Source organism: Curvibacter sp. Hmag1.1, from assembly GCF_059769165.1.
Genome location: NZ_JBMBGX010000002.1, coordinates 1,332,132 through 1,357,497, shown reverse-complemented (window position 1 = coordinate 1,357,497; position 25,366 = coordinate 1,332,132). Strand labels below are relative to the sequence as shown.

The following is a 25,366-nucleotide window of genomic DNA, read 5'->3' as shown; positions in this document are numbered from 1 at the left end:
CATGTTGATGAAAACTGCCGCACAGACCCTGGCTGAGCAGCTATGCGCTGTGTTCGCCCAACGCATCCGCGACCGCTTGCTGGCGCCCGGTGCTCGCCTGCCCTCGGTGCGCCTGTGTGCCCAGCAGCAGAAGGTGAGCCCGTCCACTGTGGTGACCGCCTATGACCAGCTGCTGGCGCAAGGCCTGATCGAGGCGCGCCGCAATCGGGGCTTTTATGTAAGAGATGTGCCCCTGGCGCCTATGGATAGTGCGCGGGAAGCTATGATTTCAGGAGCAAATGAGGCCGGCTCAGATGGTGGCAGCTTGATGCTGACCATGCCCCGCCAGCGTGCGCCGCTCAATGCGACGGCCTTGATTCGTGGCATGTTCCACGGCGTGAGCAACAAGCCCCAGCCCGGCATGGGCGTGCTGCCCAAGGAGTGGCTGGAGACCACCTTTTTGGCCACAGCGGTGCGCCGCAGTTGCAGCGTGGAAGCGCTGAACGCCTTTTCGTTGCAATACGGCGAGCCGGCCGGCGACATCGGGTTGCGCCGTGCGCTATCCACCAAGCTGGCGGGGCTGGCAGTGCATGCCCCGCCGGAGCAGATCATCACCACCATGGGCGCCACCCATGCGCTGGACGTGGTGAGCCGCACCCTGCTGCGCGCGGGTGACTATGTGATGGTCGAAGAACCCGGCTGGGCGGTGGAGTTTGCCCGGCTGGATGCTTTGGGCATGCGCATCCTGCCGGTACCGCGCCGGGCCGACGGGCCGGACCTCGAGGTGATGGCCAAGTACTGTGAGGTGCACAAGCCCAAGCTGTTTGTGAGCGTGAGTGTGTTTCACAACCCCACCGGCTTTTGCCTCTCGCCCAGCAGCGCGTACCGCATCCTGCAGTTGGCGAACCAGCACGACTTTCATATTGTCGAAGACGACACATATAGCCACTTCGCCCCGGACCATGCCACCCGCCTGTGCGCGCTGGACGGGCTACAGCGCACCATCTATGTGGCGGGCTTTGCCAAGATCCTCGCGCCCAACTGGCGCGTGGGCTACATGGCCGCTCCCAAAGACTTGGCCGAGCGCTTGTTGGATACCAAGCTGCTCTCCACCCTGACCACGCCTGCGCTATTGGAGAAGGCCATGGCCTGGTGCATAGACCAGGGCCAGCTGCGCCGGCATGCCGAGCGCATCCGCACCCAACTCGATGCTGCCCGCGCCCGCAGTGTGAAGCTCGCGCTGGCCCACGGCTGCACGTTTGCATCGGACCCGGTGGGCCTGTTCGGCTGGGTCGAGACGGGGGTGGACACCGATGCTCTCAGCCAGCGCATGCTGGACGAGGGCTACCTGCTCGCACCCGGGGCCCTGTTCCACGCCCGGCGCACGCCCAGCAGCCTCATGCGCATCAACTTTGCGTCAACCCAGGAAGCGCAGTTCTGGAAGACATTTGCGCGGCTGCGGGATGAGAAAAATCGATAAAATTAATTAAAACAAATAATTGTCAAAAACAGAAAAATTATTTAGTATTTGCGCATAAACGTACTGGAGCGCTTATCCAGCACCGCGGACTCACTATTCGAGCGCAATTGACGCTCGCCTTCGGCACTCTGGTGCTTTTGCTGGTTGCCGCCTCAGGGCTGGGGCTCTATGCCGCAGACAAAGCGCATGAGGAGATGGAGGACTTCATCCACGGCAGCAACGCCCGCGACACCCTGGCAGAGGAAGTGCAAGTCGCGGTGGAGCGGCGCGCCATAGCGGCCCGGAACCTGCTGTTGGTCGATACCGCGGCTGACCGCGATGAGGAATACGGCGTCGTGGTGAAAGCACACGAGGAGGTGCAAAAACGCATCGCCGACTTGCTGGCCCGCATGAGCGATGAAGGCGTGACAGCCGAAGCGAGGGCGCTTGCCGCCGACATCGCCAAAGTGGAAACCCAGTACGGTCCGGTAGCCTTGTCGATTGTGGACTTGGCGCGCAAAGGCCAGAAGGACGAAGCCAGCGCCAAGCTCTCCCGCGAATGCCGGCCATTGCTCAAGGCGCTGATCCAGAAAGTGGATGCGTTTGGCGAAGCCAGTCACAGGGCATCGCTGGAAACCATTGCTGCCTCCGAGGCCGATTTCGCGCGCTTGCGCAACCTGCTGATCGGCTTGTCCATCATGGGCACGGTGGTGGCGTGCATGGTGGCTTGGGTGGTGGTGCGGCACCTCACCCGCGCGCTGGGGGCTGAACCGGCCGAGCTGAATCTGGCCGCGCAGCGGGTGGCCGAGGGCGACCTCACGACCATGCCCATTTTGCAGACTGCGCCAGCCGGCAGTGTGCTGGCCTACATGGCGACCATGCAAGCCAGCCTCGTGGAGATCGTGAGCCGGGTGCGAGGTGCTTCTGATTCCATTGCCACCGGTGCTGAACAGATTGCGGTGGGCGGTATGGAGCTGAGCCAGCGCACGGAAGAACAAGCCAGCGCGCTGGAAGAAACTGCCGCCACCATGGAAGAGTTCACCGGTTCCGCCCGGCGCAGCACTGAAAGCGCAGGCCACGCCAATGAGTTGGCAAAGACGGCGTCCACCGTCGCCGGCCGGGGTGGGGACGAGGTGTCCGCAGTGGTGAACACCATGCGGGGGATCAATGAAAGTTCCCGCCGCATCAACGACATCATCAGCGTGATCGACGGCATTGCGTTCCAAACCAACATCCTCGCGCTGAATGCGGCGGTGGAGGCCGCCCGGGCCGGCGAGCAGGGCCGCGGTTTTGCGGTGGTGGCCAGCGAAGTGCGATCTCTGGCGGGCCGCAGCGCCGAAGCAGCCAAGGAAATCAAAACCCTCATCAGTGCCAGCGTGCACCAGGTGGAGGAGGGCTCCAGCCTGGTGGAGCGCGCAGGCATCACCATGCAGGAAGTGGTGGACGCGGTAAAGCGGGTGGGCGACATCGTGGGCGAAATCAGCCACACCAGCTTCGAGCAAGACCAGGCCATCTCTCAGATCGGCGAGGCACTGAACCAGCTCGACAAAACCACGCAGCAGAACGCAGCACTGGTGGAAGAGAGCGCTGCCGCATCCCAGAACCTGCAGCACCAGACGCAGGAATTGGTAGATACCGTCGCGATCTTCAAACTGGATGCGGAAATGGGCTTGAAGCATGCCCACCGCACGGTGTCCAACCTCCGGCTGGGCATGGCTTGAAGACGCTATGAATTCAGGAGCTGCTCGCGCAGAAACTACGGGCGCCAACGCGTGATTTGATGCATAACTGGGCGTAGAGGTCGCAAAACCGTGTGAATCGCCGTCCCAAAAAACCACATTCTTGATTCAAGGGGCCTTTGCTCGCCCTTTTGTAGCACCCGAGCGTGTGTGCATCTTGTGTTTAATAGTTAAACTCGCCTGAGTAAGTACTTTTAAACATGAGTGAGTATGTGGAAAAAGCTTGGTACGCCGGTTCCGATTGATGCTTCGCAGGTCGTGATCGGGCTCTATGTCTGGTTGGACCTGACATGGGACGAGCATCCGTTTTTCACCAGCCGTTTCATGGTCAAGACGGCAAAGGATGTTTCCATCATCCAGTCGCTGGATGTGGAAGGTAAGCTGTACTACTACAGCGAAGAGAGCACCGTTCAGCCCGGTCCTCTGATTCCCAAACCCCCGTCGGAGGACGAAGCCAAAGCCGCAGAAGAGCGGGCTGCCAAGGCCGCGTTGATCGCCGAGATGCAGGCGCTGGAAAAAGCCAAAATTGCCAAGCAAAAAGCCCTGCGTGATGCGGCTCTGCGGGCTGATCAGGCATGGGGGAATGCGGCACGAGCCGCCAAAGCAGCCCTCAATGAGCTGCCCCGTTCCCCGAAGGTGGCGGGCAAACAGCTGATGGATCTGTCGTCAGAAGCCGCGTCTCTGGTGTCCAAAAACCGGGAGGTGCTCTTGCATTTGCTGGGTGACAAGAAAGAACAAGGCCCCCAGTTCCATGCGCTGAACTGCATGACTTTGGCCATGTTGGTCGGCAAGAAGGCCGGCATGAATGAGCGTGCGCTTGCCGATCTGGCCTTGGCCGCCCTTGCGCACGACGCGGGTGAATCGCAGATTCCTCCCCAGATATTGAAGAACCCCCAGCGCAAGAAGCATGAAGAGGACTTCTTCCGCCAGCACGTGGATTTCAGTACCCGGTTTGCGGATGAATCCGGTGCGTTCAGTGCAGAAGCATTGGCAATGATTGCGGACCACCACGAAGCCATGGACGGTACAGGCTGGCCCCGCGGCAAAAAAGGCGAGGCCTTGAGCGTAGGCGCGCGCATTCTCGCCATCGTGGACCGCTACGACACCCTGTGCACTCCGGACATGCCCAAGGGCGTGCCGATGATGCCGGCTGAAGCACTTGCCACCATGTTCCGCAACGAGTCCACCCGCTTGGACAAAGCGTTGCTGAGTCTCATGATTAAGCTGCTGGGCGTGTATCCGCCGGGAACTGCGGTGCAACTGAGCGACGGCTCCTTGGCGCTGGTGATTGCCCCGGGAGCAAACTCGCTGAAGCCGACGGTGTTGCTGTATTCGCCAGAGGTGTCCAAAGACGATGCGCCCACCATTGATTTGGCGGGTGAATCGGAAATCAAGATCGTGGAAGCGATCCGTCCCTCAACGCTTCCGCTGGATGTGTTTGAGTGGCTCAACCCGCAACAGCGCTTGTCCTACTTCTTCTCGGTGGACGACACCAAGAACTAAATCTGCAGCGGGCATTCAACCTGCGTTCAAGCTGCGCAGCAGGGCCCGGTTGACCTCGTCGGCCGGAATCTGGTGGGCCTTGCAGACCTCGCGGATGACCTTGGTGTTCCGCCCCTCGAGCGCTGCCGCTACTTCCAGCCAGGGTGCGTAAGGGCCGGTGCGCCCCACCACCGCCGAGGCGACGCGGCCCGGCAAGGGAAGGCGATGCAGTGCAGCGCCCAGGTTTTCTCCCAGTAGCAGGTCCACCTGCGAAAACACCCCACACAGAAAAACCTCCCGCCGCAGGTCGTCTTCCACACCCGCATCGGCCAGCCGCTCCATGATGCGTGCACGTAGCACCATGGTGTGGCGAATGGGGTCCAGATTGGTATCCGCACTCGCATGCGGTAACTGTTCCATGAGCCAGGCCCGTAAGCGGCTGTAGCCCAAGGTCATCAAGCCTTGGCGCAGGCTGCCGATTTCGCTGCGCAAGCTCAAAGCTGCTGAGTTCGCAAAGCGCAAAAAGCGGTAGCACAGCAGGGGCTCATTGCCCATGGTGTGCTCCAGGGCTTCCAGCGACTCATCTGCATCGATGGCGTGCACCAGGTCCAGCAGCGCCTGACGTGCGGGCAGGATCTGGCGGTAGCGGTAGGCATACAGCATCTCTTCCGAGGGCCAGCCGGCTACGCCGCGCACATGTTGCTGGTCCAAGGCATGCTCCACCAGAGCTTGGCTGGCCAGGGACTCGTAGAACTGCCCCGCGTGCACCGGGCTTTGCGTATGTCGACTCCCGTGGTTGCCGCCGTCATGGCTTTGGCGCAGTGCTGCGCGCAAGGCACCGAGTGCGTCCTGCGCGGTGAGCGACAGCATGGCCGTATGGAACCAGGATGCAGACTCTTCGGTGGGGTGATCCCCAGGCTCGCCGCTCCACACCAGCTTGACGCCGCGCTGCTGTGCCTTGCGCACCCGACCTGCCAGGAGCGCATCGCCTAACCAGGCGTGCGGAACTTCCAACCAGATGTTGGACGCGGTGCTGTGCTCCAACAGGTCAGACAGCAACCCGGGTGCCCGGGGATGAAGAAGACAGATTTCGCGGGGCGCCGGCCAAAGCTCTTGCAGGGATTCGATGAGGTGGTTGGCATCCACTGCGCTGCTGCTCTCAGGGTCCAGCCATAAGCGCACGCCGATGCGCTTGCGCCACTGGTCCCACACCGGCTCATAGCCGATGGTGATGCTGCCGAGTACCGAGCTGCTCATGGCATCAACTGATGTAATTGAACAGCGACAACTTCTGCACTTGCGCGTAGGACTGCAGGGCGGCCTGGTAGCCGGTCTGCTGGTTCTGGAAGTCCGCCACACCCTTGATCATGTCCAGGTCTTCTGCGCGCGAACGGTCTGCCTCCAGCTGGATGCTGCGGCTTTCCTGGTTGGAGGTAATGCGGTCTGCACGGTTCAGCAAGTCGCCGGCCTGCCCCCGGATGGCCGAGACCCGGTTCATGCCGATATCAAGGTTATAGATGGCTTGCCCCACGGCTTGACTCGCCGCGTTGGCGTTGACCGCACCGCCAATATCCCGGATGGCATCGTCCATCACGCTGAAGATGCTGGGGTTGGGGTCCACGGTGATGACATCACCGGCCGCAGGTGTTCCCGTGATGGTGAGAGAGAGACCGGGCATGCCGGTGATGGCGGGGGGGCCGACCTGGTCTGCAATCAGTACCGACACAGGCTTGGCGGAGGGGTAGTCCGGCACGGTGAACGGTCCGACCTGGTAGGGCGGGCCGGGGAAGGTCGGCAGGTCACCAGTTGCAGGGATTTCTTCAATGATGTAACTGGTCGAGCTGGTGCCTGCAGTGGCGCCCGCGACCACCGGCCCGAACGTGATTTTGTAGGTTGCGCGGGTGACCAAGCTGGAGTCCGTCACCGACACGTTGCCGGTGCTGAGGGAGCGCCCGGCAGGGATGGTCGTCATGCTGACGTTGTACACACCGTCGCGGGCAGGCTGGTGCATGAAAGCACTTTCACCATCCAGGCTGCTCGCAATAGCGGTTTCGCTGGTGGCAGTCTGTCCGGGAAGGCCGTTGTAGGTGTAGTCGGGCGCCGTAGCGGTGGGCCCGGTGAACGGTACCGAGGCACTTGCCAGCGCTCCGAACAGCGGTTGGCCGTTGGTGTCGGTGCGGTTGGCGTAGCCGAGTATCTGCTCACGCAAACCTTGCAACTGGTTCGCAATGGTTTGGCGCTCTGCAGCGGTATGGCTTCCGTTGCCCGCACTCACCACCAGCTCGCGGAACTGCTGCAGGGCGTCGACGACATCGCCCAGAGTGCTTTCTGCATTGGCCATGGTGTTGCGTTGCACCTCGAGCGCCCGTTGATCGGTCGCAATGCGAGAGAGTCGCATGAGAGAGCGCTCGGCCTGGGCTGCGGCGGTTGGGTCGTCGCTGGGGCGGACGACGCGTTTGCCGGAGGTCAAGTTTTCCTGCAGGTTCGACAGTGCAGTTTGCCGCTTCGACAAGTTGCTCAAGGCATTGTCGTAAGCGTTGGCGGAGGCGAGACGGGATAGGTTGACGGGCATGGAATAACTCCTTCAGGCCTTAGCGGCCCAGACCCTGAATCAGGGTGTCGAAGATGTTTTGCGCAATCTGGATCATCTTGGCAGAAGCTTGGTAGGCCTGCTGAAACTGAATCAGTTTGGCGGCTTCCTCATCCAGGTTGACCCCCGAAACCGCAGTGCGATCTTTCTCGAGGTTGGCAGCAATGGAGCTGGATACCTCAGCGGCATAACCCGCACTTTGGGTGCGTATGCCGATTTGAGAGATGGCGCTGGCATAGCCATCGGTCAGCACTGCGCCGTCGAACATGGGTTTGTCGCGCAACTTCATGAGGGCCGTCGCGTTTCCGCTGTTGAGCTTGATGTCCAGTTTGTAAGCCGGATCTTTGACATCGACAACTGTGAACGTGTCGCCGGCCTGTGGAGTGCCGGTCAGCTTGAGACTCCAGTCAGCCAACGGGTCCACTGCGGTGATCGGCGTATTGGGGTCGAACGTATAGGTGGTGGTGTTTGCTGTGGGCAACTCATCACTGCGGGTATAGGTGGTCGCACTGGTGAATGTGAGCTTGACCGCTGCATGGGGCGTGGCAGATTGGTTATTGCTCAACGCGGTCAGGGATACCTGTTGCAAGCTGCCCTTGTTGGTAGTTCCCATCGCTCCCGCGACCGGACTGGCCACTGCCAGTTGGCGCGGTGTTGAAAATACACGGGAGATGTTGCTGACTGACGTGGCGTAGGGCTTGAAGAGGTAGCGGTCGCCCAAGTTTGCGGTGCCTGCATTTTGGTTAAACACCAGACCGTCGACGACGGCGAGTGCGGGGGCTGCCGGAGCGGGGGACTGGGGAAAGCTGGTGACCTGGCCGTCAGACTTGCGGACAATCGTGCCGGAGGTGCTGGAGGTGTAGGTCAATTCGTAATCGGAAGCGGCAAACTTGGTGACGTCGGAAATGCCCAGGGACAGCGATGCGGTTCCTGTATTCACTATGGCAGGAGCCTGCGGGACCCGTATGTTCGCAGTGGTGTTGATGTCGATTTGCGAGAACAAATTGCTGCCGGGGTTGCCATCCAAGTCCAGCCCCAAGGCATGTTGCTCGTTCATGGCTGTGGTGATCGCCAATGTGAGGCGTCCTAACAGGTTGCGCCCTTCGACCAGATCACTGTTCTGAAAGCGGATCAACCCTGCCACCTCACCACCTCCCAGCGCCTGGTCATCCAAGGGCACCAGTTTGCCATCACGCTCGATAGCCAACTTGCTCAACTGGGGGTCGCCAAAGTCATCATTGATGATGGATACCGGAGACACATTGGTTCCCAGAACCAGCGGTTGGCTTCCGGCGATGAATATGCCGACAGTGCCGTCTGTAGCGGGAATGGAGGTCGTCTGCACATACTGGTTCAGCTCGCGAATCAGCTGGTCCCGCCGATCTAACATATCGTTGGGTGGTTGGCCATTGCCTCGTGCCTTGGCGATGGAGTCGTTGACGCTGGCAATGCCGGTGGCCAGGTTGTTGATCTTGTCAGCGATCTGGTTGAGCTCTTGCGTCACGCTGGGGCGGAGGTCGTCCAAGGCTTGAGCCGCAGCACGGAAGCGCCCCGCTGTTTCATCGACGCGGGTGAGCGCCACGGTACGGGCAGTCAGGTCGGAGGGGGAACTCGCCACATCGGAGAATGCATTCATCATGTCGCTGATGGATGCGCCCAGGCCGTCGCTGCCGCCGGAAAAAATATCTTGCAGTTGCTTCAGGTTGTTGGAGCGCACCACATCTGCGCTTTGCGTGGAACTGGCCAGCGTGGCTTGGCGTGTCAAAAACGCGCTAAAGCTGCGTTGAATCGTCTGGACCTCGACGCCTTTGCCGACATAACCACCACCGGAAAACTGGCCTTCCACCGCCTTGAGGACGACGTTCTGGCGGGAGTAGCCGGGTGTGTTGACGTTGGCAATGTTGTTGCCAGCGGTTTGCAGGGCAATCTGGTTGGCCTGCAGGGCGCGGGTGCCGATGTTGAGAATGCTCATGGTCCGTCGCTTCTGTAGTTACACCTGCACCTGCGCACGGCGCAGCTGCAAGGTGGTGTTGATGGCGCGGCTCAGCTTGGCTGCGTACTCGGGGTCTGTGGCATAGCCGGCTTTTTGGAGGCCGCTGGCATATGCGGTGACGGACTTGGTTTGCTCTTTGGCCTTGGAGTAGCGCGGGCTGTCAGAGATCAGGCGTGCGTAATCCTTGAAGGAATCTTCGAAGGAGGCGTAGGCACGGAACTTGGCGACTTTCTTTTGCGCCACACCGTTCACGTATTCGGTGGTGGTGATTTCGGCGACTTTGCCGGTCCAGCTGGCGCCAGCTTTGATACCGAACAAGTTGAACGAATTACTGCCGTCTTTGTTCCTGATCTGGTGTCGTCCCCAACCGGTTTCATGCCCGGCCTGGCCCAGCATAAAACTGGCTGGAATGCCGGTGGCCTTTTCAATCTTGTTGGCAGTTTCGGAATGTTTGGCCACGAACTCCGCCTGAGTAGCAGTCGGAGCTTTCTTGGTTTTGACGGGCGTGAGTGCTGCATCCGAGGCGGTCAGCTTGTCTGCGCCGGTCTTGCTGGTCAGACTGTCCGGCGCTTTGACGGCCACTGGGGTATTGTCGCTATTGGCGCCGTTGCCAGGCATTTCCACACCCATCTGGCGCGCCAGTTGCTGGGAAATCAGGTCAGAGAGGCCGCCGGGCTGGCCCGACATGGCGACGGAAAACTGTTGATCCAACAAGTCGGTCCCCAGGTCGCTACCGGGGTTGTCCAGCATGCCGGACTTCATGGTGGCTTCGCGCATGCTCTTGATGAGTTCGCGCATGAACAATGATTCAAATTGCTTGGCTGTTTCGCGGATGGTTTCCGGCGTCGCCTTGTCCGCTCCCGCTTTCAGCGCGCCCAGGGAGCGAGCATCTGCCGCCAGGTCTTGCATGCTGGGCGCCATCGAGACGCCGTTGAGTGAACCGTAGCCCATGTCAGATCACCTCCAACTCCGCATTCAGTGCGCCTGCAGATTTGATGGCTTGCAAGATTGCCAACAAGTCCTGAGGCGTGGCACCGAGAGAGTTCAGTGCCCTCACTACATCGGTAAGTTGTGCGGCCTGGGGAAGCTGAATGAGCTTGCCGGCTTCCTGTTTGATCTCGATGTTGGCTTTTTCACCTACGACTGTCTGTCCACCCGAGAGCGGGTTAGGTTGGCTGATGACGGGGCTGGAGGACACGCTGACCGACAGATTGCCGTGCGCAATGGCGCAAGCACCCAGGGTCACAGCCTGGTTCATCACAATGGAGCCGGTGCGTGAGTTGATGATGATTTTGGCGGCTGCAACGGAGCTGTCGACTGGCAGCTCTTCCATGTCGGCAATGAAGCTCACACGTTCATTCGGGTTGGTGGGGGCTTTGACCTGGACGGTGCGGCCATCCAACGCCTGGGCAACACCGGAGCCGAAGCGGTTGTTCACGGCTTGGGCTACTTTACGCGCGGTTTGAAAGTCCGAGGCGTTCAGGCTCAGGTTAATGGTGGGACCATCCTGCAGGCTGGTGGGGACGGATCGTTCAACTTGGGCACCGTCGGGGATGCGCCCGGCGCTGAGGTGATTAACCTGCACTTTGCTGCCGCCGGCGGAGGCTCCAGCTCCCGCCACGATCAAATTGCCTTGGGCCATGGCGTAGACCTCGCCATCGGCGCCCTTGAGGGGCGTGGCAATCAGGGTTCCGCCCTTGAGGGACTTGGCATTGCCTAGTGACGATACGTTGATGTCCAGCATTTGGCCGGGCCGTGCAAATGCGGGGAGCTGCGCCGTCACCAGAACCGCTGCCACGTTTTTCATCTGCAGCTGCGTCAAGGAAGCGGGGGTGAGCGTGAGGCCCAGCTGCTCCATATAGTTTTTGAGGCCCTGGGTGGTGTAGGGCATCTGGGTGGTCTGGTCGCCTGTGCCGTCCAGCCCGATCACCAGACCAAAGCCTGTCAGTTGGTTGCTGCGAACGCCTTCAATGGCAGCTACTTCTTTGATGCGGGTTGCGCTGTGGGCTACTGGCGCAAAGGCCATGCTGAGCGCCACGCACAAGCTGCCCCAACGCTGCAGGCGGAGGGTGTTTGTAAGCAGTTTCCAGTGTGTCATGTGCCGAGTCGGTTAAAGGGGCGATCCGACTGGATCTGTTACCCCTCGGCACTATTCTGGATTTCTTTAGAAGGGCTGAAAACTCAAAAAGAACCGTGATAACCAGCCAACTGTTTGGGCTTCGCCCTGGGCGCCACGTCCTCGTGACTCGACGCGAACATTGGCCACCTGCGTGGAACTGATGATGCTGCCGGGCTGCAGCATGCGCGGGTCAATGGTGCCTGAGAAGCGCAGCACATCCACGTTCTGGTTCACACCGATCTGTTTTTCCCCGGCGACTACCAGGTGGCCGTTGGGCAGGGTTTCCATGACGGTGGCGGTAATGGAGCCCGAGAACGTGTTGGCGCTCTCGGTGCCGCCTTTGCCCGAGAAGTTGTTGTTGGTGGCTGCACCGATATTGAGTTTGCCCAGACCCGCCAGAGTCTGATCGGGCAGGGCGGTGATGGCAGAGTCGATGGACGTATTGCGGTTGACGGTGGACGTGGACTTCTGGCTGGCAGTGACGTTTTCCACAATCTGGATGGTCACCGCATCACCCACCAGGCGGGCACGACGGTCTTCAAACGCTGGCCGGAACGCCGCTGTCTGGTAGATGCTGCCGTTGGCGGGTTTGGACACCACCGACGCGATGGGAGCTGCAGGTACACGAGGCTCCACAAAGTCGACCGTAACTTTTTGCGGCATTTGCTGGCAACCTGCTGCCAGCAGCACGAGGGCTGCAGCGGCGGCGATGCGGGTGAGGGTGGGGTGCGACATGGCAGCTCCTTACAGCTGGCCGAGCTTTTGCAGCATCTGGTCCGAAGTCTGAATGGCTTTGGAGTTCATCTCATAGGCGCGCTGCGTCTGAATCATCGTGACCAGCTCTTGCACCACGTTGACGTTGGAGGTTTCTACAAAGCCTTGGGCCAAGGTGCCCAGGCCGTTCGCACCGGCAGTACCCGCATTGGGTTGACCGGAAGCGGTACTTTCCGCATAAATGTTCTGGCCCTTGGGCTCCAAGCCAGCCGGGTTGATGAAGCTGGCCAGTGTGATGGTCCCAATAGGTTGGGGCGCGACGTTGCCGGGAACCATGGCCGTGACTGCACCGTCCTGGGCAATCGCCACACTGGTAGCGTTGGCAGGAATATTGATGCCGTTCAGGATGGGCAATCCGTTGGAGGTGACCAAGCGACCTGCGTTGTCGATCTGGAAGGCGCCGTCCCGGGTGTAACCGGTGGTCCCGTCAGGCATGGTGACCTGGAAGAAACCATTGCCCTGAATCGCTACATCCAGATTGTTGCTGGACTGTTGCAAGTTGCCCTGCGAGAACGACCGGCTCGTAGCCACGGTGCGCACACCCAAGCCCAATTGGAGGCCTGTAGGTAATGTGGACTGCTCGGAGGTGTTGGAGCCGACTTGCCGCAGGTTTTGGTACATCAAATCTTCAAACACTGCGTGCGATTTTTTGAAGCCGTTTGTCGACACGTTGGCCAGGTTGTTGGAGATCACATCCAACTGCATTTGCTGGGCTTCCATGCCCGTTTTGGAGATCCAGAGCGAGTTAATCATGGTGTTTATCCTTGCAGGTTGAGGAGCTGGCCTGCGGCGCGGTCATTGGATTCGGCGGTTTGCATTAGCCGGGTTTGGGCTTCAAACTGTCGTGCGGTTTGGATCATGCCGACCATGGCCTCAATGGCATTCACATTGGAGCCTTCGAGCATCCCGGCTTGGACCCGTGCTGTGTCTTCAGAATTGAGTGGATCGCCGGAGAGCGTTCGGAACAATCCATCGCCACCACGTTTGAGCGGGTCTTCTGCAGTAGGTACCACCAGCTTCAGCCTACCGATGACATTGGCAGGCTGGTTGCCTACCTTGGCACTGACGTTGCCGTCGGGCTGAACTGTCAACTCGGCTCCGGCCGGCGAGGTAATAGGTGAGCCGTCGCTGGACAGTACTTGCAAGCCGTTTCCGGTGGTCAGGGTTCCGTCGGTGGCGACTTCAATGTGGCCGTTGCGGGTGTAGGCTTCCGTGCCATCCAGCCCTTGCACGGTTAACCAAGCATCGCCCTTGGCCATGACGTCCAAACTTCGGTCTGTGCGCATGGCGGGACCCGGCGTGTTGAGGTGTCCAGCGGTAGCCTCGAGGGCAAAGACTCGTGTGGTGGCCCCTTCGCCACGTAGGGGTACTGCGCGATAGGTGGCCAGTTGGGCACGAAAGCCGTTCGTCGAGACATTGGCCAGGTTGTTGGCCAGGACCGACTGGCGGCTCGCAGCCGCGTTGGCGCCGGTCATCGCGGTGTATATCAGGCGGTCCATGGTGTGTCAGCTCCGGAGTTACGGCTTAACGAAGGTTGACCAACGTCGACATGATCTGGTCTTGGGTCTTGATGGTCTGGGCGTTGGCTTGGTAGTTCCGCTGGGCGGTCATCATGTTGACCAACTCGCCGGTGAGGTCGACGTTGGAGTCTTCCAAGGCGCCTGAACGAGTTTTGCCAAACTTTCCTTCCCCAGGACTACCCAGTACAGGTTGTCCAGAAGCAGATGTCTCGATCCAGTTTCCTCCGGCAATCTGGGTCAGGCCTTGCACATTGCGGAAGTCAGCTACCAGCAATTGGCCACGGGCCTGAGTCTGGCCATTTGAATAGCGGGTGGTGATCACACCACTGTCATCAATAGTGATCCCTGTGAGGTCGCCTGCCGTGTAACCATCTTGGGTCAGGTTGGACACAGCGAATGAGGTTCCGTACTGGGTGGTTTTTGATATGTCCAGCGCCGCGGTGAAAGTCCCGATCGCAGTGTTAGGAGAAGTGAGAGTCAGGTTTTGGGTTGCCAATGGCGCAGTTAGCTTTCCGTTGACGTCATAGTTCAGCTGAAACAGAGCGCCTGTTGCTCCCAGAGCCAACTGCGGATCTGCCGCAAAAGCACCCGTACCTGCAGCAGCGAAAGTCGCTTTCTGGTCAGGTCCCGGATTGGCCGTATTCCAGGCAGCATTTGATTTGTGTGTCGCATAGATGGCGGCATTGGCATTGAGCGCTGTAGTGCCTGCTGTCACATTGGTGGAATCGAACACGTCCCATGTATCCACTGTGATTGCAGGATTCGCTGTGGTGTCCGGACCTGTTTTTACAAAATACAAGCTGACTGGCACTTCATTGCCTTGGGAGTCAAATGCGGTCAGAGTCGTGCCATAGGTGGAAATCGGGGTTGGGGGGGGGTGCTCTGGGTGGCAGGCTTGGTGCGTGAATCCAGGTTGAACTCCGCTGCGATGCTCGTTGTCGCTTCGGCCGGAATGGGGGCATTGGTTGGTATCACCATCTTTTCCGGCGTGATGCTGGTGCGGTTGCCTAGCAAGTCGGTGGGGTATCCCATCACATTTGCGCCACCGTTGGTAATGAGATTTCCAACGTCATCTAGTTTGAATTGGCCATCCCGGGTGTATGCCCTGGATTGATCAGGCATGGTCACCTGAAAGAAGCCATTCCCGTTAATGGCTACGTCCAGGTTGTTGCCTGTGATGCTGATATTGCCTTGGGTGAATTGTTGCGCTACGGTGCCTACCGAGACACCGATTCCCGGTGTCAGGTTTCCTCCTGCTGGCCCCAGTTGTGTGGCGATGAGCGCAGCAAACTCGGTCCGCGAAGCCTTCATGCCGACGGTGTTTGCATTGGCGATGTTGTTGCCGATCACATCCAAATTTTTGCTGGAAGAGTTCAGGCCAGAGAGTCCTGTTTGAAAGCTCATGGTGGTTTCCTCGTAAGTGGTGTTCGATCAGAGAATGGATTTCACTGCGCTGTAGGCCACAGCAATGCGGCCCTTGAGCTGGAGGGACATAGCGCCGTTGTCGGTACCGACTGCAGTGACCGTGTCCTGCGCCAGACTGGTAGTCTTGACCGCCTGTCCGCCTTGGGTTGCCGTGACTTTGAAGTTGACGTTAGTCAGCCCGCTGTATTTGGACGCGTCCCACTTGAAGCTGCTTTGGCCGGCAGGAAGCGCGCCCAGGTCGACGGTGTCCAGCAACTGTCCGCCAGCGGTCTTGATATCAATCGTGACCTTGTCGGCTTTGCTGTTGAGATTGACGGCACCTTTGGCGACGCCGCCATCGATAGACAGCGTGCCCGACTCCACCAGAACACCATGACCGACCATGCTGGCGCCTTGCAGCACTTGCATGGAAGTGAATTGCTCCGCCATACTTTTCATGGTTGCGTTCAACTCCTGGATGCCGGAGACCGTGTTGATCTGGGCGATCTGACTGGTCATTTGGGCGTTGTCCATGGGGTTCATCGGATCCTGGTTGTTGAGCTGCGCAACCAGAAGTTTCATGAACCGGTCGGTCTGCTCTTGCGCGCTGACAGCTCCGGTACTGGACGTTGCGCTAGTGGCTGTGCTGCTGCTGATGGCGGTAGTCATGTCTTTTCTCCTTGCGCTTATTGACCCATCTGCAGCGTTTTGAGCAGCAGACTCTTGGCGGTGTTCATGACTTCCACGTTGTTCTGGTAAGACCGCGATGCAGAGATCATGTTGACCATCTCCTCGACCGGGTTGACGTTGGATTGGGTAACGTAGCCATCTGCATCCGCAGAGGGGTGCAAGGGGTTGTGCACCTTTCTCAGTGGCTCGTTGCTCTCCTTGATGGAGCTGACTTTGACGCCCGAGGAAGCCTCTGACCCCATGGGTACTGTCTCGAACACCACCTGGCGGCTCTTGTAGCCTTGGCCATCCGGTCCGGCTACCGCATCGGCGTTAGCCAAATTACTGGCGACGACGTTCAAGCGCTGTGACTGTGCGCTCACTGCGCTGCCGCTGACGTTAAAGATGGAAAACATGGACATGGTGTGTCTCCGGTGCTTTTTCGCGCTTACTGACCTTGAATAGCGCTCAAGATTGTTCGGGACGAGCCGTTAATAAAGCGAAGCGTTGCTTCATAGCGGACCGAGTTGTCCACGAAGTTGGCCCGCTCGCGATCCAGATCCACACTGTTGCCATCCATGGCGGGTTGGGTCTGAATGGTGTAGCCCAGCTTGTTGTTGTCGCCGATGGAGGAGCCTTCGATGGGAGTTAAAGGTATGTGGCGGTTATTCGTGGTTCCGTCTGCCGGAGTTCCACTGGAAGGAGGGGCCAAAGCAATCGTCGGGCCCGAGGTCGCTTCTGCCATGGCTTTTTTGAAGTCAAAGTCGCGCCCGGAATAACCGGGGGTATCGGCGTTGGCGATGTTGCTGGCAATGACCCGCTGCCGCTCAGCGCGCAGCACCAATCCCTTCGATTGGAAGTCCAAAGCGTTGGTTAGATTGGAAAACATGGGCACCTCGACAGTTGTCAATCGCTCCCGGCAGGGGCCAAGGCTGGCGACGTGAGGCAATTATGGGAAAAGTTTTAATTTTTGAGCCTTGGAATAAGGCGTCGAAAACTGCGCATTTGCGGGCTTCTTGGAGCCCGTGCGTTCCTATAGTGAAGGCCTCCCTAGGAGCCATTCATGCCTTCATTCTTTTGTACTTCCGTTCAACGCCCGCTGACTCGCGCGATGCTGATTGCCGGACTATTTCTGTCGACGACAGCCAATGCCCAAGAACAAACGGGAACGGTGCTACAGGCCATGGCCCAAAGCTGGGCCAAAGATGCGGTGTTGAAAGCTCAGCGTGCCGAAGGCTCCAACCTCCGGATGGAGGTGACCGTAGGCGCGTTGGACAGCCGGGTCAAACTGGCAGCATGCGGGAACATCGAAGCCTATGTGCCGCCAGGTTCCCGTTTATGGGGGCGCAGCCGCATCGGCATGCGCTGTGTAGACGGGATCAGCCGCTGGAATGTGACCTTGCCAGTAACGGTCAGGGCTATGGGCGAAGCGTGGGTTGTCAGGAATCAGGTCAATTCGGGAGCCAATATTTCCGAGTCGGATGTCACGCGTGGCGAAGTCGACTGGGCCGAGGAGCAGAGTCCTGTTCTCGCCGACAAGACGGCGTGGTTGGGGCAGACAGCCAGTCGCACGCTCACAACCGGTCAAGCCATGCGCCAAGGCATGGTTCGGCCGGCACAGGTCTTCCAGGCGGGAGCTTCGGTCAAGATCGTGGCACAGGGGCCCGGATTCCAGATATCGAGCGAGGCGCAAGCGCTATCTGCAGGTGTCATCGGACAGCAAGCGCGCGTGCGGATGGACAACGGCAGGGTCGCTTCGGGCACGGTACTGGATATGCGAACAGTAAAAATAGACCTTTAATGGCGGTTTTTTATGCAAAAAACCCTAAAGTTCGCCATGATTGGACCGATAACTCTCGTACGAGGCTACGCTTACCGTAGTTTTGGAGAACGCGATGAAAATTGGTCAACCTTCAGATATTCCCGCTTCCGTAACGTCTACGGTGTCCGGTGCCGCCCAAAAAGCGGCACAGAACAGCAATGCGGCGGCCAACGCGAACACCAATGCGGCACAGAGCACACGTTCAGCCGGAGTGGCTGTCACGGTGTCCACCGCAGCGCGAGCCCTCGAAAAGCCGGAGCGCAACGATGCCGACGTGGATACGGCGAAAGTCGCCTCCGTGAAAGCCGCAATTCAGGACGGAACTTACACCGTCAACGCCGAAGCGATTGCGGACAAATTACTTTCCAACGCGCAGGAAATGCTGGATCGCACAACGCGATAACCGGTCCGGGCCTGCGCATCCCATTTGATGCAAAGGCCCAGTCATGAACCACACAACGCCTGATTCGTATTTCGACGCACTGGAAGCGCATTTCAATCAATTGGCGGTTGCTGTGGCCGCAGGTGATATCGAAGTTTTGCCTTCATTGTCAGAACAGGTGCAACAACTTTCAGTGAATTTGTCTGAAGTTTGGCAACAATGGCAGCGCCAGGGGCTGGCCAATGGCGTCGTGACCCAACGTGTAAAGGCATTGGCGGAAGGGTTGCAGGTCGTAAGGGCCAATCTCTTGCGTCGAGCCATGTTGGTAGAGCAGGCATTGAACCTAGTGGTACCTGCAACTGTGGAGCCTACCTACGCAAGTAGCGGGACTTACGGTTCGGGCCCGAAGGCATCCGGGCGGCTACCTACATTCGCGGCGTGATCTTCTTCCTTTACCGACAATGAATAAGGGCCCTCACGGGCCCTTATTCATTGTCGGCTTGCATTCAGTGAGATCGCATTTTGGCGCGCAGCCGCGCAATCGATTGGCTGTGAAGTTGACAGACACGTGACTCGGTCACATCCAGGACGGCTGCTATTTCCTTGAGGTTCATGTCCTGTTCGTAGTACATGCTCATGATGTATTGCTCGCGCTCAGGCAAACACTTGATGGCATCCACGAGTGATTGACGCAAGCGCTGGTCGCGCAACATGTTGAGCGGGTCCGCATCCTGGTCGGCTACATGACGGTCCAAATACGTGTCATCGTCCTCGTTGCGGCGTGCCATGTCCTCCAGGTAAACCAGCTGAGTTCCCCGCACCTTCCCCAGCAGAGATTGGTAGTCAGACAGTGACATGCCCAGCTCGGTCGCGATTTCGGATTCTGCTGGGCTGCGCCCGAGTTTGTGCTCCAGCTTGCGCAGTGCAGTTTCGATTTCCTTCTGGCTTTTGCGAGAGCCGCGGGACATCCAGTCGTTCTCGCGGAGCTCGTCCAACATGGCCCCACGAATCCGCTGAGTAGCGAAGGTTTCAAATTGCACGCCCTGCGAGGCTTCATAGCGGGATAGAGCATCGGATAAACCGATCAACCCGACTTGGATCAGATCGTCTACTTCCACGCTCGGGGGCAGCTTTGCCATCATGTGATGCGCCAGCCGGCGCACCAAAGGTTGGTACTGTTTGATCAGTGCAGAGCGGTCAAGTTGCCCTTTGGCGGTGTACATCAGTGTCTCCCTGCGGGCATTGCGGTGCTGAAAGATTGTCTGTTGCGTTGAGGGGCATAGGCCCAGCCGGCTTCGAGCGGCATGGCATTTTCCAGCAAACCTAATGAGAGCCTCTCGATGCTGGCAGAGGGGCGCTCATCGCCAATGGGCGCTGGTATGTGCAGCGGGTTGACTTCGTAATTCAGAAAATACTTCGCACAATCGCTGAGGCTGGTCGGCGATGAAGTGTTTGATTTTTCCGGACGGGTTGTATCCACCATATTCACGATGGTAGGCTCAACCTTTGCTTTCAGCAACAGCCGCTTGAGAGCCAGATAAGTGGTCAGCAACGAGGTTTTGGCGCCGGACATGGCCAACAAGGGCCTGACCTGACTCCCCTTCAGAAGGGGCGTCAAGCTATGGGCGTTGGCGTACACGATCACAATGCTTTCGTGGACGAAGAAAGTGCCACAGTCCGCGATGCCGGGCCCGCCATGGCGATGGGCTGCGGACAGACTTTGCAGGCCGATCCCGGCAGGAAGAATGCTCCAGCTTGGCGCATCGTCATTGGTAGGGGCTGAAAAAGTGAAATTCAGCAATTGTTCAAGCCCTGGATTTTCCTGAGTTTCCAAAACCGAACCGTCCAGAACAGTGACGGTGTAACCGAACCCTACCAATGCAGCGCAAACGCGCAGCAGGAGGGGTAGTTCTGCTTGCTCATCGCCATGGCTCACCATCGCCATGAGTTTCGGGGTTTGGGGAACGGCAAAGTCCATCAGGCCTGCGGCCTGGTTCGGTGGTCTGTCATGCATCCATGCGCCCCTTGTGTGCTGTGGTGTTGGCTGGTTGGCTGAAGAAGAAGCCGAGGTCGCTGGTCTTCGGGTCATAGGCCGAGACACCTGTGCTGCGCATGGAGCTGCGCACCAACTTGGCGGCTACAGCGGGTTCCCAATCTTCAGGCACTCGCTGTCCCGTGGTGGTTCCGCGCAGCAGCAGCTGGTGGCGGATGCAAGCGTCAATGGCCGGACCCAGTTTCACAGCTTCATCCGTTTTGGACAGAATGACTTGTTGGGTACTTGCACCCTTGAAGCAACCGACGGCTTCATCCAGGGTGTCGCCATGTCCACCGGCATTCAACACCAGCAGGCGCTTGATTTCCGGCAGATCCAGCAACTCCAAGAGTTCGCGTTTGCGCGGGTCACGTGGAGCAATGCCGGTGGTGTCAATCAACACCATCTTTTTATTGGACAGCAGCCCCAGCAAATCTTGGAGTGCTGCTTTGTCGTGTGCCAGATGCGCCACCACACCCAGCATCTTTCCGTAAGCGCGCAACTGCTCGTGGGCCCCGATGCGGTAGGTATCCAGAGTGATCAGGCCTACGCTTCCGGGTCCGTAGGTGCGGGCGCAGAGACCGGCGAGTTTGGCGGCGGTGGTGGTCTTGCCTACCCCGGTTGCGCCGATGAGCGCAAACACGCCGCCCTCTTCATGAAGGGGGGCAAGTCTGCGTCCGTGCGCAGGTTCCGCTCCAGGACATCCATGACCCAACGTACAGATTCAGACGCATCCATTTCTTCCGGCAGACGTTCAAGAATGGCGCGAGACAGGGTGGGTGAGTAGCCGGCCCGGATCATCTTCAACATCATGTTGGACTGAATCGGGTTTTGCTTGGCCTGGCCCAACCAGGTGAGGGTGTTGAAGCGGTCTTCAATCAGCTCCTTCATCGCGTGCAATTCGTCCATCACGATCTTGTTGACCGCAGGTGCTTGCGGCGCAGCTTGTACTTTGCGCTGTGCTGGCTGGCGCTTGGGTTGCGCCTCGATATCCATGGCAATACGTTGCGTCAATGTAGGACGAGGGCGCTCGGCTTGAATCTGTTCTACGGCGACAGGCACGGGTGCCGGTAGAGCTGCAGGAGCAGGCGCTTGCACTTGAGCTGCTTCTGCACGACGGCGCAACATGCGTTCCCGGACATAGTCCTGGAAAGACAGCGTACTCATTGCGAGTTGCTCTGCGTCCTCTTCCACTTTGCTGGCGACTTCGCGGTAGCTGGGTTGAGGCTGGGGTTGGCGCTGTGGCGTGTTGCCGGAGCGGGAACCTGCTGCGCTGACAGCGGACTCCAGGGTTGCAAGGCTATCTTCGGCCGTTGCAACGACCTCCACACCGTTTGCGGTAGGGCGGTTGGAAAGAATCAGGGTTCCCTCTCCGAAGGCTTGTCGTGCTTTGGCAAGTGCTTCGCGGGAAGTGGCTGCGGTAAAGCGTTGGACGTTCATGATGTGGCGCCTCTCAAGATCGGACCGATACGGATCGTGTGTGTTTCAGGGATTTCACTGTGAGCAAGGACCTGCAACCGGGGTGCGACCCGGCGAACCAATCGGGAGATCGCGCCGCGGATCTGGTCCGGAACCAGCAAGCAAGCGGGTACGCCCACCTCTTCTTGTTTCATGGCTGTCTCAGCCGCATTGCGGCTGAGCATGTCGGCAACACCGGGGTCCAGTGCGGAGCCGGAGGCGCTGCCCAAGGCTTGCACCAGCAAGCGCTCCAGACCCGGGTCAATAGCAATGACATTGAGCTCCCGGGTTGGGCCGTAAATCTGCTGCACGATCGCTGGAGACAGTGCCACGCGGACCCGTTTGGCGAGCTCGACGGGGTCGCTGGTGGAGGGCGCGTGTTCTGCAATGGATTCGATGATGGTGCGGATGTCGCGGATATGCACCGACTCGTCCAGCAGCAGCTGCAGCACCTTCTGGAAGACTGCGATGGAGACCATTTTGGGCACGACCTCTTCTATCAATTTGGGAGCAAGTTTTGCCACGTGTTCCACGAGTTGTTGCGTTTCTGTCCGGCTCAAAAGCTTGGAGGCCTGGACTTGCATCAAGTGTGACAAATGGGTTGCCATGACAGTCTCGGAATCAACCACCGTAAATCCGGCCATTTGCGCGGCTTCCTTTTGCCGTTCGTCGATCCAGTGTGCGGGCAGTCCGAAGGCAGGGTCGGTGGTGGCGGTTCCAATGAGCGGCGTGGTGATGCCGCCAGGGTTGATTGCGAGGTACATACCCGGAAAAGCCTCGCCCTCGCCGACGATGACACCGCGCAAGGTAATGCGGTAAGCACTGGGCTTGAGCTCGAGGTTGTCACGTACATGGACCGAGGGGGGGAGGAATCCGACCTCTTGTGCAAATTTGCGGCGTACGCCCTTGATGCGGTTCAGCAAGTCACCCTGGCGGGTTTTGTCGACCAGTGCGATCAGGCGGTAGCCGAGTTCGAGTCCCAGCTGATCCACGGGTTGCAAGTCATCCCAGGTGGCATCGCCGTCACCGGTAGGCGCTGCAGGTGCAATGTCAGCCTCCGTGGGGATGGGACGATTGGCCAGAGCCCATGCCCCGTATGCCAAGACGGCACCGATACTCAGGAACACGAAGTGCGGCATGTTGGGGATCAAGCCGAGGATCAACATGATCACTGCGGTGATACCCAAGACTTTGGGTGACACAAACATCTGTCCGACGATTTGCTTGCCGATGTCCTTGTCTTTGCCGACGCGGGAGACCACCATGGCGGCAGCCACCGAGATCAGCAAACCCGGAATCTGCGCTACCAAAGCGTCACCGACGGCCAACAGGATGTAGGAGTTAGCGGCTTGGGATGCGCTCAGGTCGTGTTGCAAGATACCGATGGCGAATCCACCGAAGATGTTGATCAACAGGATCAGGATGCCTGCGATCGCATCGCCACGAACAAATTTGGAGGCACCGTCCATAGAGCCGAAGAACTCCGCCTCTTCGCCGATTTCAGCGCGGCGGCGTTTGGCTTCCTTTTCATCGATCAGGCCCGCATTCAGGTCTGCATCCACAGCCATCTGTTTGCCCGGCATCGCATCCAGGGTAAAGCGGGCAGATACTTCGGCAATGCGTTCGGAGCCCTTGGTGACGACGACAAAGTTGATCACCACCAGGATGGCAAACACAATCAGACCGACAGCGAAGTTGCCGCCGATCAGAAAGTGGCCGAACGCTTCAATTACTGCACCCGCTGCGCCAGGGCCGGTGTGGCCTTCCAGCAATACCACCCGCGTGGATGCCACGTTGAGCGAGAGGCGCATCAAGGTCGTCAACAACAGCACCGATGGGAAGGCGGCAAAGTCCAGTGGCCGGATCATGTAGGCGGCCACCATCATCACCATCAGCGCCACTGCGATGTTGATGGTAAAGAACATGTCCAGCAACAGCGGAGGCAGGGGCAAAACCATCATGGCCAGAATGGCCACAACCAGCATGGGCGCTGCCGCTCCTTGCATCACGCCGGCATTGCTGGCGTACCACTGTTGGAATGATTTCAGTTGGGCGTTCATACGGTGGCTGCCTTCAAGGTCTTGGACAAGGGATCCAGTTCAGGCGGAACAAAGGGTTGCGGAACTTCTGTGGGCATCACACCTTCGCCGCGCATGGCGGCGCGCAAGCGGTACACATAAGCCAGCACCTGGGCAACTGCGGTGTACAGCGTGGAAGGAATGTCCTGATCCAGTTCTGCGTTGGCATACAACGCGCGTGCCAGCATGGGGGACTGCAAGACCGGAATCGAGTGCTGCTTGGCGACATCACGGATCTTCATGGCCAGCAAATCGGCACCTTTGGAGACGACGCGCGGCGCACGCATGCTGGCTTCGTCGTAGCGGATGGCAACCGCAAAGTGGGTGGGGTTCATCACCACAAAGTCCGCTTTGGGAACTGCCCCCACACTGCTTTTTTGGGCCATCTCGCGTTGCTTTTGGCGGATCTTCCCCTTGAGCTGAGGGTTACCGTCGGACTCTTTGCCTTCTTCTTTTACTTCCTGATGAGACATCTTCATCTGATCCTTGTGCAGGAACAGTTGGAGCGGCACGTCGACCATGGCCGCCAGAAGAATCACGAGCAGCATCAGTCCCAGTCCGCCGGTCATCCACTGGGTGAGGTGGCTGATCGCAGCGGGTGACGGTTGCAGCAACATCGCTGCCATTTCCTGCATACCGGACTTAAGGAAGAGGCCTGCAATTACAAACAGAATGGCAGTCATCAGCGCCATCTTTGCCGTGTCCAGCAGTTTCTTTTTGGAAAAAAGATTTGCGAAGCCGGAGAGCGGGTTCAGCCTGGAAAAGTCCGGCATTAAAGGCTTGAGGCTGCTGACCCAACCACCTGATGCCACTGCAGCCAGAATGGCCGCCGTCATCACAATGGCAGCAAAGGCCACGCAGCCGGCAGTACCGATGGTGCTGGCATCACCCAGGCGTTGAACCATGGTTCCCGTGCGTCGCACGGTTTCCGCGTCAAAGCTGAGTTGCTGCACCATGCTGAGCTTGAGTTGCTCGAACAGGATAGGGGAGAGGGAGAGAACGGCGACAGCACCAGCACCCAAAACCGCGAGGTGCGACAGGTCCTGCGAACGACTGACTTGGCCATCGTCGCGTGCCTTCTTTAGCTTCCGTTCGGAGGCCGGTAAATTGCGATCTTGGCTGCCTTGTTCCATGGTGGTGAGACTCTTTCGTTCTCACCATTGTCGCGAGCACCCTCTGAAACTAAAGGGTGAAAAGAGGGGCTTTCCGCCCCTTCATTCAGGCTGTTTAGAAGCCGAGACTTGCCAGCAAATCGTCCACCTGGGACTGGTCTGTCACCACTTCCTGATTGGTCTGACCATCCACGACAGGTCCTGCCAGTGCAGGAACATACTCCGCTGGAGTTGCTGCGGCTTTGGCTGCAGCCTCCGGTGGGGCGGTTTGAATCAGGAGCAAAACCAATTGCTCTTCAATGGTGGCTGCCAAGTTCACCACTTTGGCAATCACTTGGCCGGTCAAGTCATGAAAGTCTTGCGCCATCATGATTTCGGTCAGGTGTGCATCCACCTTCTTGCTGGCTTGGTCCACATCGGTGATGAAGTTCATCACGTGTCCCTTGGCAACCGCTGCGACCGGGTCTTTGACAATCAGTTCACCAATGCGACGGGTTTCCGAGGCGATGAAGTCGTGTTGCTCTTTGGCCTGGTCGACCTGGTTCAACACCTTCTCGGCAGCCTGGCCGGTCAAGCGCGCAATATAAGAAAGGCGGCTTTTTGCATCGGGGAGTTCGCCCGCCCAATCCTTCACTTTGTCTGCCAAGCCCAAGCCATTCAGGGAGTCGTGCAGTTGGCGCGTCAATGCCCCCAGCTGCTGGTGGACCTCGACGGTGCTGAGCGCAGGTGCGGCGGGCGTGGTGTCGGCGGACAT

General features: G+C 58.9%; 22 protein-coding genes and 2 pseudogenes. 6 read left to right on the top strand and 18 right to left on the bottom strand.

The annotated features are described in order from the left end of the window. Position 1 precedes the first annotated feature (1 nt). The 3 genes from ACOAP0_RS06905 (at position 2) to ACOAP0_RS06895 (ending at position 4,680) form a co-directional block, all read left to right on the top strand. Positions 2 to 1,459: an aminotransferase-like domain-containing protein gene (locus ACOAP0_RS06905; protein ID WP_498375051.1), complete on the top strand. Its 1,458-nt coding sequence runs from the start codon at positions 2 to 4 to the stop codon at positions 1,457 to 1,459. A 74-nt stretch (positions 1,460 to 1,533) separates the two neighbouring features. Then, entirely contained in the window at positions 1,534 to 3,159 is a 1,626-nt protein-coding gene (locus tag ACOAP0_RS06900) for a methyl-accepting chemotaxis protein (RefSeq protein WP_498391513.1), read from the top strand. Between the two features lie 228 nt (positions 3,160 to 3,387). Beyond that, entirely contained in the window at positions 3,388 to 4,680 is a 1,293-nt protein-coding gene (locus ACOAP0_RS06895) for a cyclic di-GMP phosphodiesterase (RefSeq protein ID WP_498375052.1), read from the top strand. A gap of 15 nt (positions 4,681 to 4,695) precedes the next feature. Here the strand turns inward: ACOAP0_RS06895 and ACOAP0_RS06890 are convergent, their stop codons facing one another. The 12 genes and pseudogenes from ACOAP0_RS06890 to flgB all read right to left on the bottom strand — a co-directional run bounded on the left by ACOAP0_RS06890 (position 4,696) and on the right by flgB (position 16,617). Continuing rightward, positions 4,696 to 5,916 (bottom strand): HDOD domain-containing protein, encoded by a 1,221-nt coding sequence (locus ACOAP0_RS06890; RefSeq protein WP_498375053.1) that lies wholly within the window; start codon positions 5,914 to 5,916, stop codon positions 4,696 to 4,698. Positions 5,917 to 5,920: 4 nt separating this feature from the next. Continuing rightward, on the bottom strand, positions 5,921 to 7,231 hold the full coding sequence (flgL, locus tag ACOAP0_RS06885; protein WP_498375054.1) for a flagellar hook-associated protein FlgL: 1,311 nt from the start codon (positions 7,229 to 7,231) through the stop codon (positions 5,921 to 5,923). Positions 7,232 to 7,250: 19 nt separating this feature from the next. Next, positions 7,251 to 9,221 carry a flagellar hook-associated protein FlgK gene (flgK, locus tag ACOAP0_RS06880; RefSeq protein ID WP_087495246.1) on the bottom strand — a complete coding sequence of 657 codons (1,971 nt, stop codon included), beginning with the start codon at positions 9,219 to 9,221 and terminating at the stop codon, positions 7,251 to 7,253. An 18-nt stretch (positions 9,222 to 9,239) separates the two neighbouring features. After that, entirely contained in the window at positions 9,240 to 10,193 is a 954-nt protein-coding gene (flgJ, locus tag ACOAP0_RS06875) for a flagellar assembly peptidoglycan hydrolase FlgJ (RefSeq protein ID WP_498375055.1), read from the bottom strand. A 1-nt stretch (position 10,194) separates the two neighbouring features. Then, positions 10,195 to 11,340, bottom strand: a complete 1,146-nt coding sequence (locus tag ACOAP0_RS06870; RefSeq protein ID WP_087495244.1) for a flagellar basal body P-ring protein FlgI — start codon at positions 11,338 to 11,340, stop codon at positions 10,195 to 10,197. A gap of 66 nt (positions 11,341 to 11,406) precedes the next feature. Then, on the bottom strand, positions 11,407 to 12,096 hold the full coding sequence (locus ACOAP0_RS06865) for a flagellar basal body L-ring protein FlgH (protein ID WP_087495243.1): 690 nt from the start codon (positions 12,094 to 12,096) through the stop codon (positions 11,407 to 11,409). A 9-nt stretch (positions 12,097 to 12,105) separates the two neighbouring features. Beyond that, the gene (gene flgG / locus ACOAP0_RS06860) at positions 12,106 to 12,888 is read right to left on the bottom strand and encodes a flagellar basal-body rod protein FlgG (RefSeq protein ID WP_087495242.1); all 783 of its coding nucleotides are present in this window, start codon (positions 12,886 to 12,888) and stop codon (positions 12,106 to 12,108) included. A 5-nt stretch (positions 12,889 to 12,893) separates the two neighbouring features. Further along, positions 12,894 to 13,634, bottom strand: a complete 741-nt coding sequence (locus ACOAP0_RS06855) for a flagellar basal body rod protein FlgF (protein WP_087495241.1) — start codon at positions 13,632 to 13,634, stop codon at positions 12,894 to 12,896. 25 nt (positions 13,635 to 13,659) lie between these two features. Next, positions 13,660 to 15,059, bottom strand: a pseudogene (locus ACOAP0_RS06850) (flagellar hook protein FlgE). 27 nt (positions 15,060 to 15,086) lie between these two features. Further along, the gene (locus ACOAP0_RS06845; protein WP_498375057.1) at positions 15,087 to 15,728 is read right to left on the bottom strand and encodes a flagellar hook assembly protein FlgD; all 642 of its coding nucleotides are present in this window, start codon (positions 15,726 to 15,728) and stop codon (positions 15,087 to 15,089) included. Between the two features lie 17 nt (positions 15,729 to 15,745). Then, positions 15,746 to 16,150 (bottom strand): flagellar basal body rod protein FlgC, encoded by a 405-nt coding sequence (flgC, locus tag ACOAP0_RS06840; RefSeq protein WP_087495238.1) that lies wholly within the window; start codon positions 16,148 to 16,150, stop codon positions 15,746 to 15,748. Positions 16,151 to 16,176: 26 nt separating this feature from the next. After that, positions 16,177 to 16,617 carry a flagellar basal body rod protein FlgB gene (gene flgB, locus ACOAP0_RS06835; protein ID WP_087495237.1) on the bottom strand — a complete coding sequence of 147 codons (441 nt, stop codon included), beginning with the start codon at positions 16,615 to 16,617 and terminating at the stop codon, positions 16,177 to 16,179. A gap of 174 nt (positions 16,618 to 16,791) precedes the next feature. Here flgB and flgA point away from each other — a divergent pair, with 174 nt between their 5' ends. The 3 genes from flgA (at position 16,792) to ACOAP0_RS06820 (ending at position 18,374) form a co-directional block, all read left to right on the top strand. Next, entirely contained in the window at positions 16,792 to 17,529 is a 738-nt protein-coding gene (flgA, locus tag ACOAP0_RS06830; RefSeq protein WP_313867731.1) for a flagellar basal body P-ring formation chaperone FlgA, read from the top strand. A 94-nt stretch (positions 17,530 to 17,623) separates the two neighbouring features. Further along, complete coding sequence (gene flgM, locus ACOAP0_RS06825) at positions 17,624 to 17,953, top strand: flagellar biosynthesis anti-sigma factor FlgM (RefSeq protein ID WP_087495235.1); 330 nt, start codon at positions 17,624 to 17,626, stop codon at positions 17,951 to 17,953. 43 nt (positions 17,954 to 17,996) lie between these two features. Continuing rightward, positions 17,997 to 18,374: a hypothetical protein gene (locus ACOAP0_RS06820; RefSeq protein WP_087495234.1), complete on the top strand. Its 378-nt coding sequence runs from the start codon at positions 17,997 to 17,999 to the stop codon at positions 18,372 to 18,374. A gap of 64 nt (positions 18,375 to 18,438) precedes the next feature. Here ACOAP0_RS06820 and ACOAP0_RS06815 read toward each other — a convergent pair whose 3' ends face one another. The 6 genes and pseudogenes from ACOAP0_RS06815 to ACOAP0_RS06790 form a co-directional block, all read right to left on the bottom strand. Beyond that, positions 18,439 to 19,155, bottom strand: coding sequence for an RNA polymerase sigma factor FliA (locus ACOAP0_RS06815; RefSeq protein ID WP_087495233.1), 717 nt, complete (start codon positions 19,153 to 19,155; stop codon positions 18,439 to 18,441). Then, the gene (locus ACOAP0_RS06810) at positions 19,155 to 19,910 is read right to left on the bottom strand and encodes a hypothetical protein (RefSeq protein WP_498375058.1); all 756 of its coding nucleotides are present in this window, start codon (positions 19,908 to 19,910) and stop codon (positions 19,155 to 19,157) included. Before ACOAP0_RS06810 ends, ACOAP0_RS06815 begins: the two co-directional genes overlap by 1 nt. 28 nt (positions 19,911 to 19,938) lie before the next feature. Continuing rightward, positions 19,939 to 21,404 (bottom strand): annotated as a pseudogene (gene flhF, locus ACOAP0_RS06805) (flagellar biosynthesis GTPase FlhF). Further along, positions 21,401 to 23,482 carry a flagellar biosynthesis protein FlhA gene (gene flhA / locus ACOAP0_RS06800; protein WP_087495230.1) on the bottom strand — a complete coding sequence of 694 codons (2,082 nt, stop codon included), beginning with the start codon at positions 23,480 to 23,482 and terminating at the stop codon, positions 21,401 to 21,403. The pseudogene flhF and the gene flhA overlap by 4 nt, the downstream one beginning before the upstream one ends. Next, positions 23,479 to 24,633: an EscU/YscU/HrcU family type III secretion system export apparatus switch protein gene (locus tag ACOAP0_RS06795; RefSeq protein ID WP_087495229.1), complete on the bottom strand. Its 1,155-nt coding sequence runs from the start codon at positions 24,631 to 24,633 to the stop codon at positions 23,479 to 23,481. The genes flhA and ACOAP0_RS06795 overlap by 4 nt, the downstream gene beginning before the upstream one ends. 94 nt (positions 24,634 to 24,727) lie before the next feature. Next, positions 24,728 to 25,366: a protein phosphatase CheZ gene (locus tag ACOAP0_RS06790; protein ID WP_087495228.1), complete on the bottom strand. Its 639-nt coding sequence runs from the start codon at positions 25,364 to 25,366 to the stop codon at positions 24,728 to 24,730.

Excerpts from the sequence above, each read along its gene's own strand:
- ACOAP0_RS06905 (WP_498375051.1), top strand. The coding sequence starts at position 2 with ATGTTGATGAAAACTGCCGCACAGACCCTGGCTGAGCAGCTATGCGCT.
- ACOAP0_RS06895 (WP_498375052.1), top strand. The coding sequence starts at position 3,388 with ATGTGGAAAAAGCTTGGTACGCCGGTTCCGATTGATGCTTCGCAGGTC.
- flgM (WP_087495235.1), top strand. The coding sequence starts at position 17,624 with ATGAAAATTGGTCAACCTTCAGATATTCCCGCTTCCGTAACGTCTACG.
- ACOAP0_RS06815 (WP_087495233.1), bottom strand. The coding sequence starts at position 19,155 with ATGTACACCGCCAAAGGGCAACTTGACCGCTCTGCACTGATCAAACAG.
- ACOAP0_RS06890 (WP_498375053.1), bottom strand. The coding sequence starts at position 5,916 with ATGAGCAGCTCGGTACTCGGCAGCATCACCATCGGCTATGAGCCGGTG.
- ACOAP0_RS06845 (WP_498375057.1), bottom strand. The coding sequence starts at position 15,728 with ATGACTACCGCCATCAGCAGCAGCACAGCCACTAGCGCAACGTCCAGT.
- ACOAP0_RS06790 (WP_087495228.1), bottom strand. The coding sequence starts at position 25,366 with ATGTCCGCCGACACCACGCCCGCCGCACCTGCGCTCAGCACCGTCGAG.
- flgK (WP_087495246.1), bottom strand. The coding sequence starts at position 9,221 with ATGAGCATTCTCAACATCGGCACCCGCGCCCTGCAGGCCAACCAGATT.
- flhA (WP_087495230.1), bottom strand. The coding sequence starts at position 23,482 with ATGAACGCCCAACTGAAATCATTCCAACAGTGGTACGCCAGCAATGCC.
- ACOAP0_RS06820 (WP_087495234.1), top strand. The coding sequence starts at position 17,997 with ATGAACCACACAACGCCTGATTCGTATTTCGACGCACTGGAAGCGCAT.
- flgJ (WP_498375055.1), bottom strand. The coding sequence starts at position 10,193 with ATGGGCTACGGTTCACTCAACGGCGTCTCGATGGCGCCCAGCATGCAA.
- ACOAP0_RS06855 (WP_087495241.1), bottom strand. The coding sequence starts at position 13,634 with ATGGACCGCCTGATATACACCGCGATGACCGGCGCCAACGCGGCTGCG.
- flgA (WP_313867731.1), top strand. The coding sequence starts at position 16,792 with ATGCCTTCATTCTTTTGTACTTCCGTTCAACGCCCGCTGACTCGCGCG.
- flgB (WP_087495237.1), bottom strand. The coding sequence starts at position 16,617 with ATGTTTTCCAATCTAACCAACGCTTTGGACTTCCAATCGAAGGGATTG.
- ACOAP0_RS06810 (WP_498375058.1), bottom strand. The coding sequence starts at position 19,910 with ATGGACTTTGCCGTTCCCCAAACCCCGAAACTCATGGCGATGGTGAGC.
- ACOAP0_RS06795 (WP_087495229.1), bottom strand. The coding sequence starts at position 24,633 with ATGGAACAAGGCAGCCAAGATCGCAATTTACCGGCCTCCGAACGGAAG.
- flgG (WP_087495242.1), bottom strand. The coding sequence starts at position 12,888 with ATGATTAACTCGCTCTGGATCTCCAAAACGGGCATGGAAGCCCAGCAA.
- ACOAP0_RS06865 (WP_087495243.1), bottom strand. The coding sequence starts at position 12,096 with ATGTCGCACCCCACCCTCACCCGCATCGCCGCCGCTGCAGCCCTCGTG.
- ACOAP0_RS06870 (WP_087495244.1), bottom strand. The coding sequence starts at position 11,340 with ATGACACACTGGAAACTGCTTACAAACACCCTCCGCCTGCAGCGTTGG.
- flgC (WP_087495238.1), bottom strand. The coding sequence starts at position 16,150 with ATGTCCATGTTTTCCATCTTTAACGTCAGCGGCAGCGCAGTGAGCGCA.
- flgL (WP_498375054.1), bottom strand. The coding sequence starts at position 7,231 with ATGCCCGTCAACCTATCCCGTCTCGCCTCCGCCAACGCTTACGACAAT.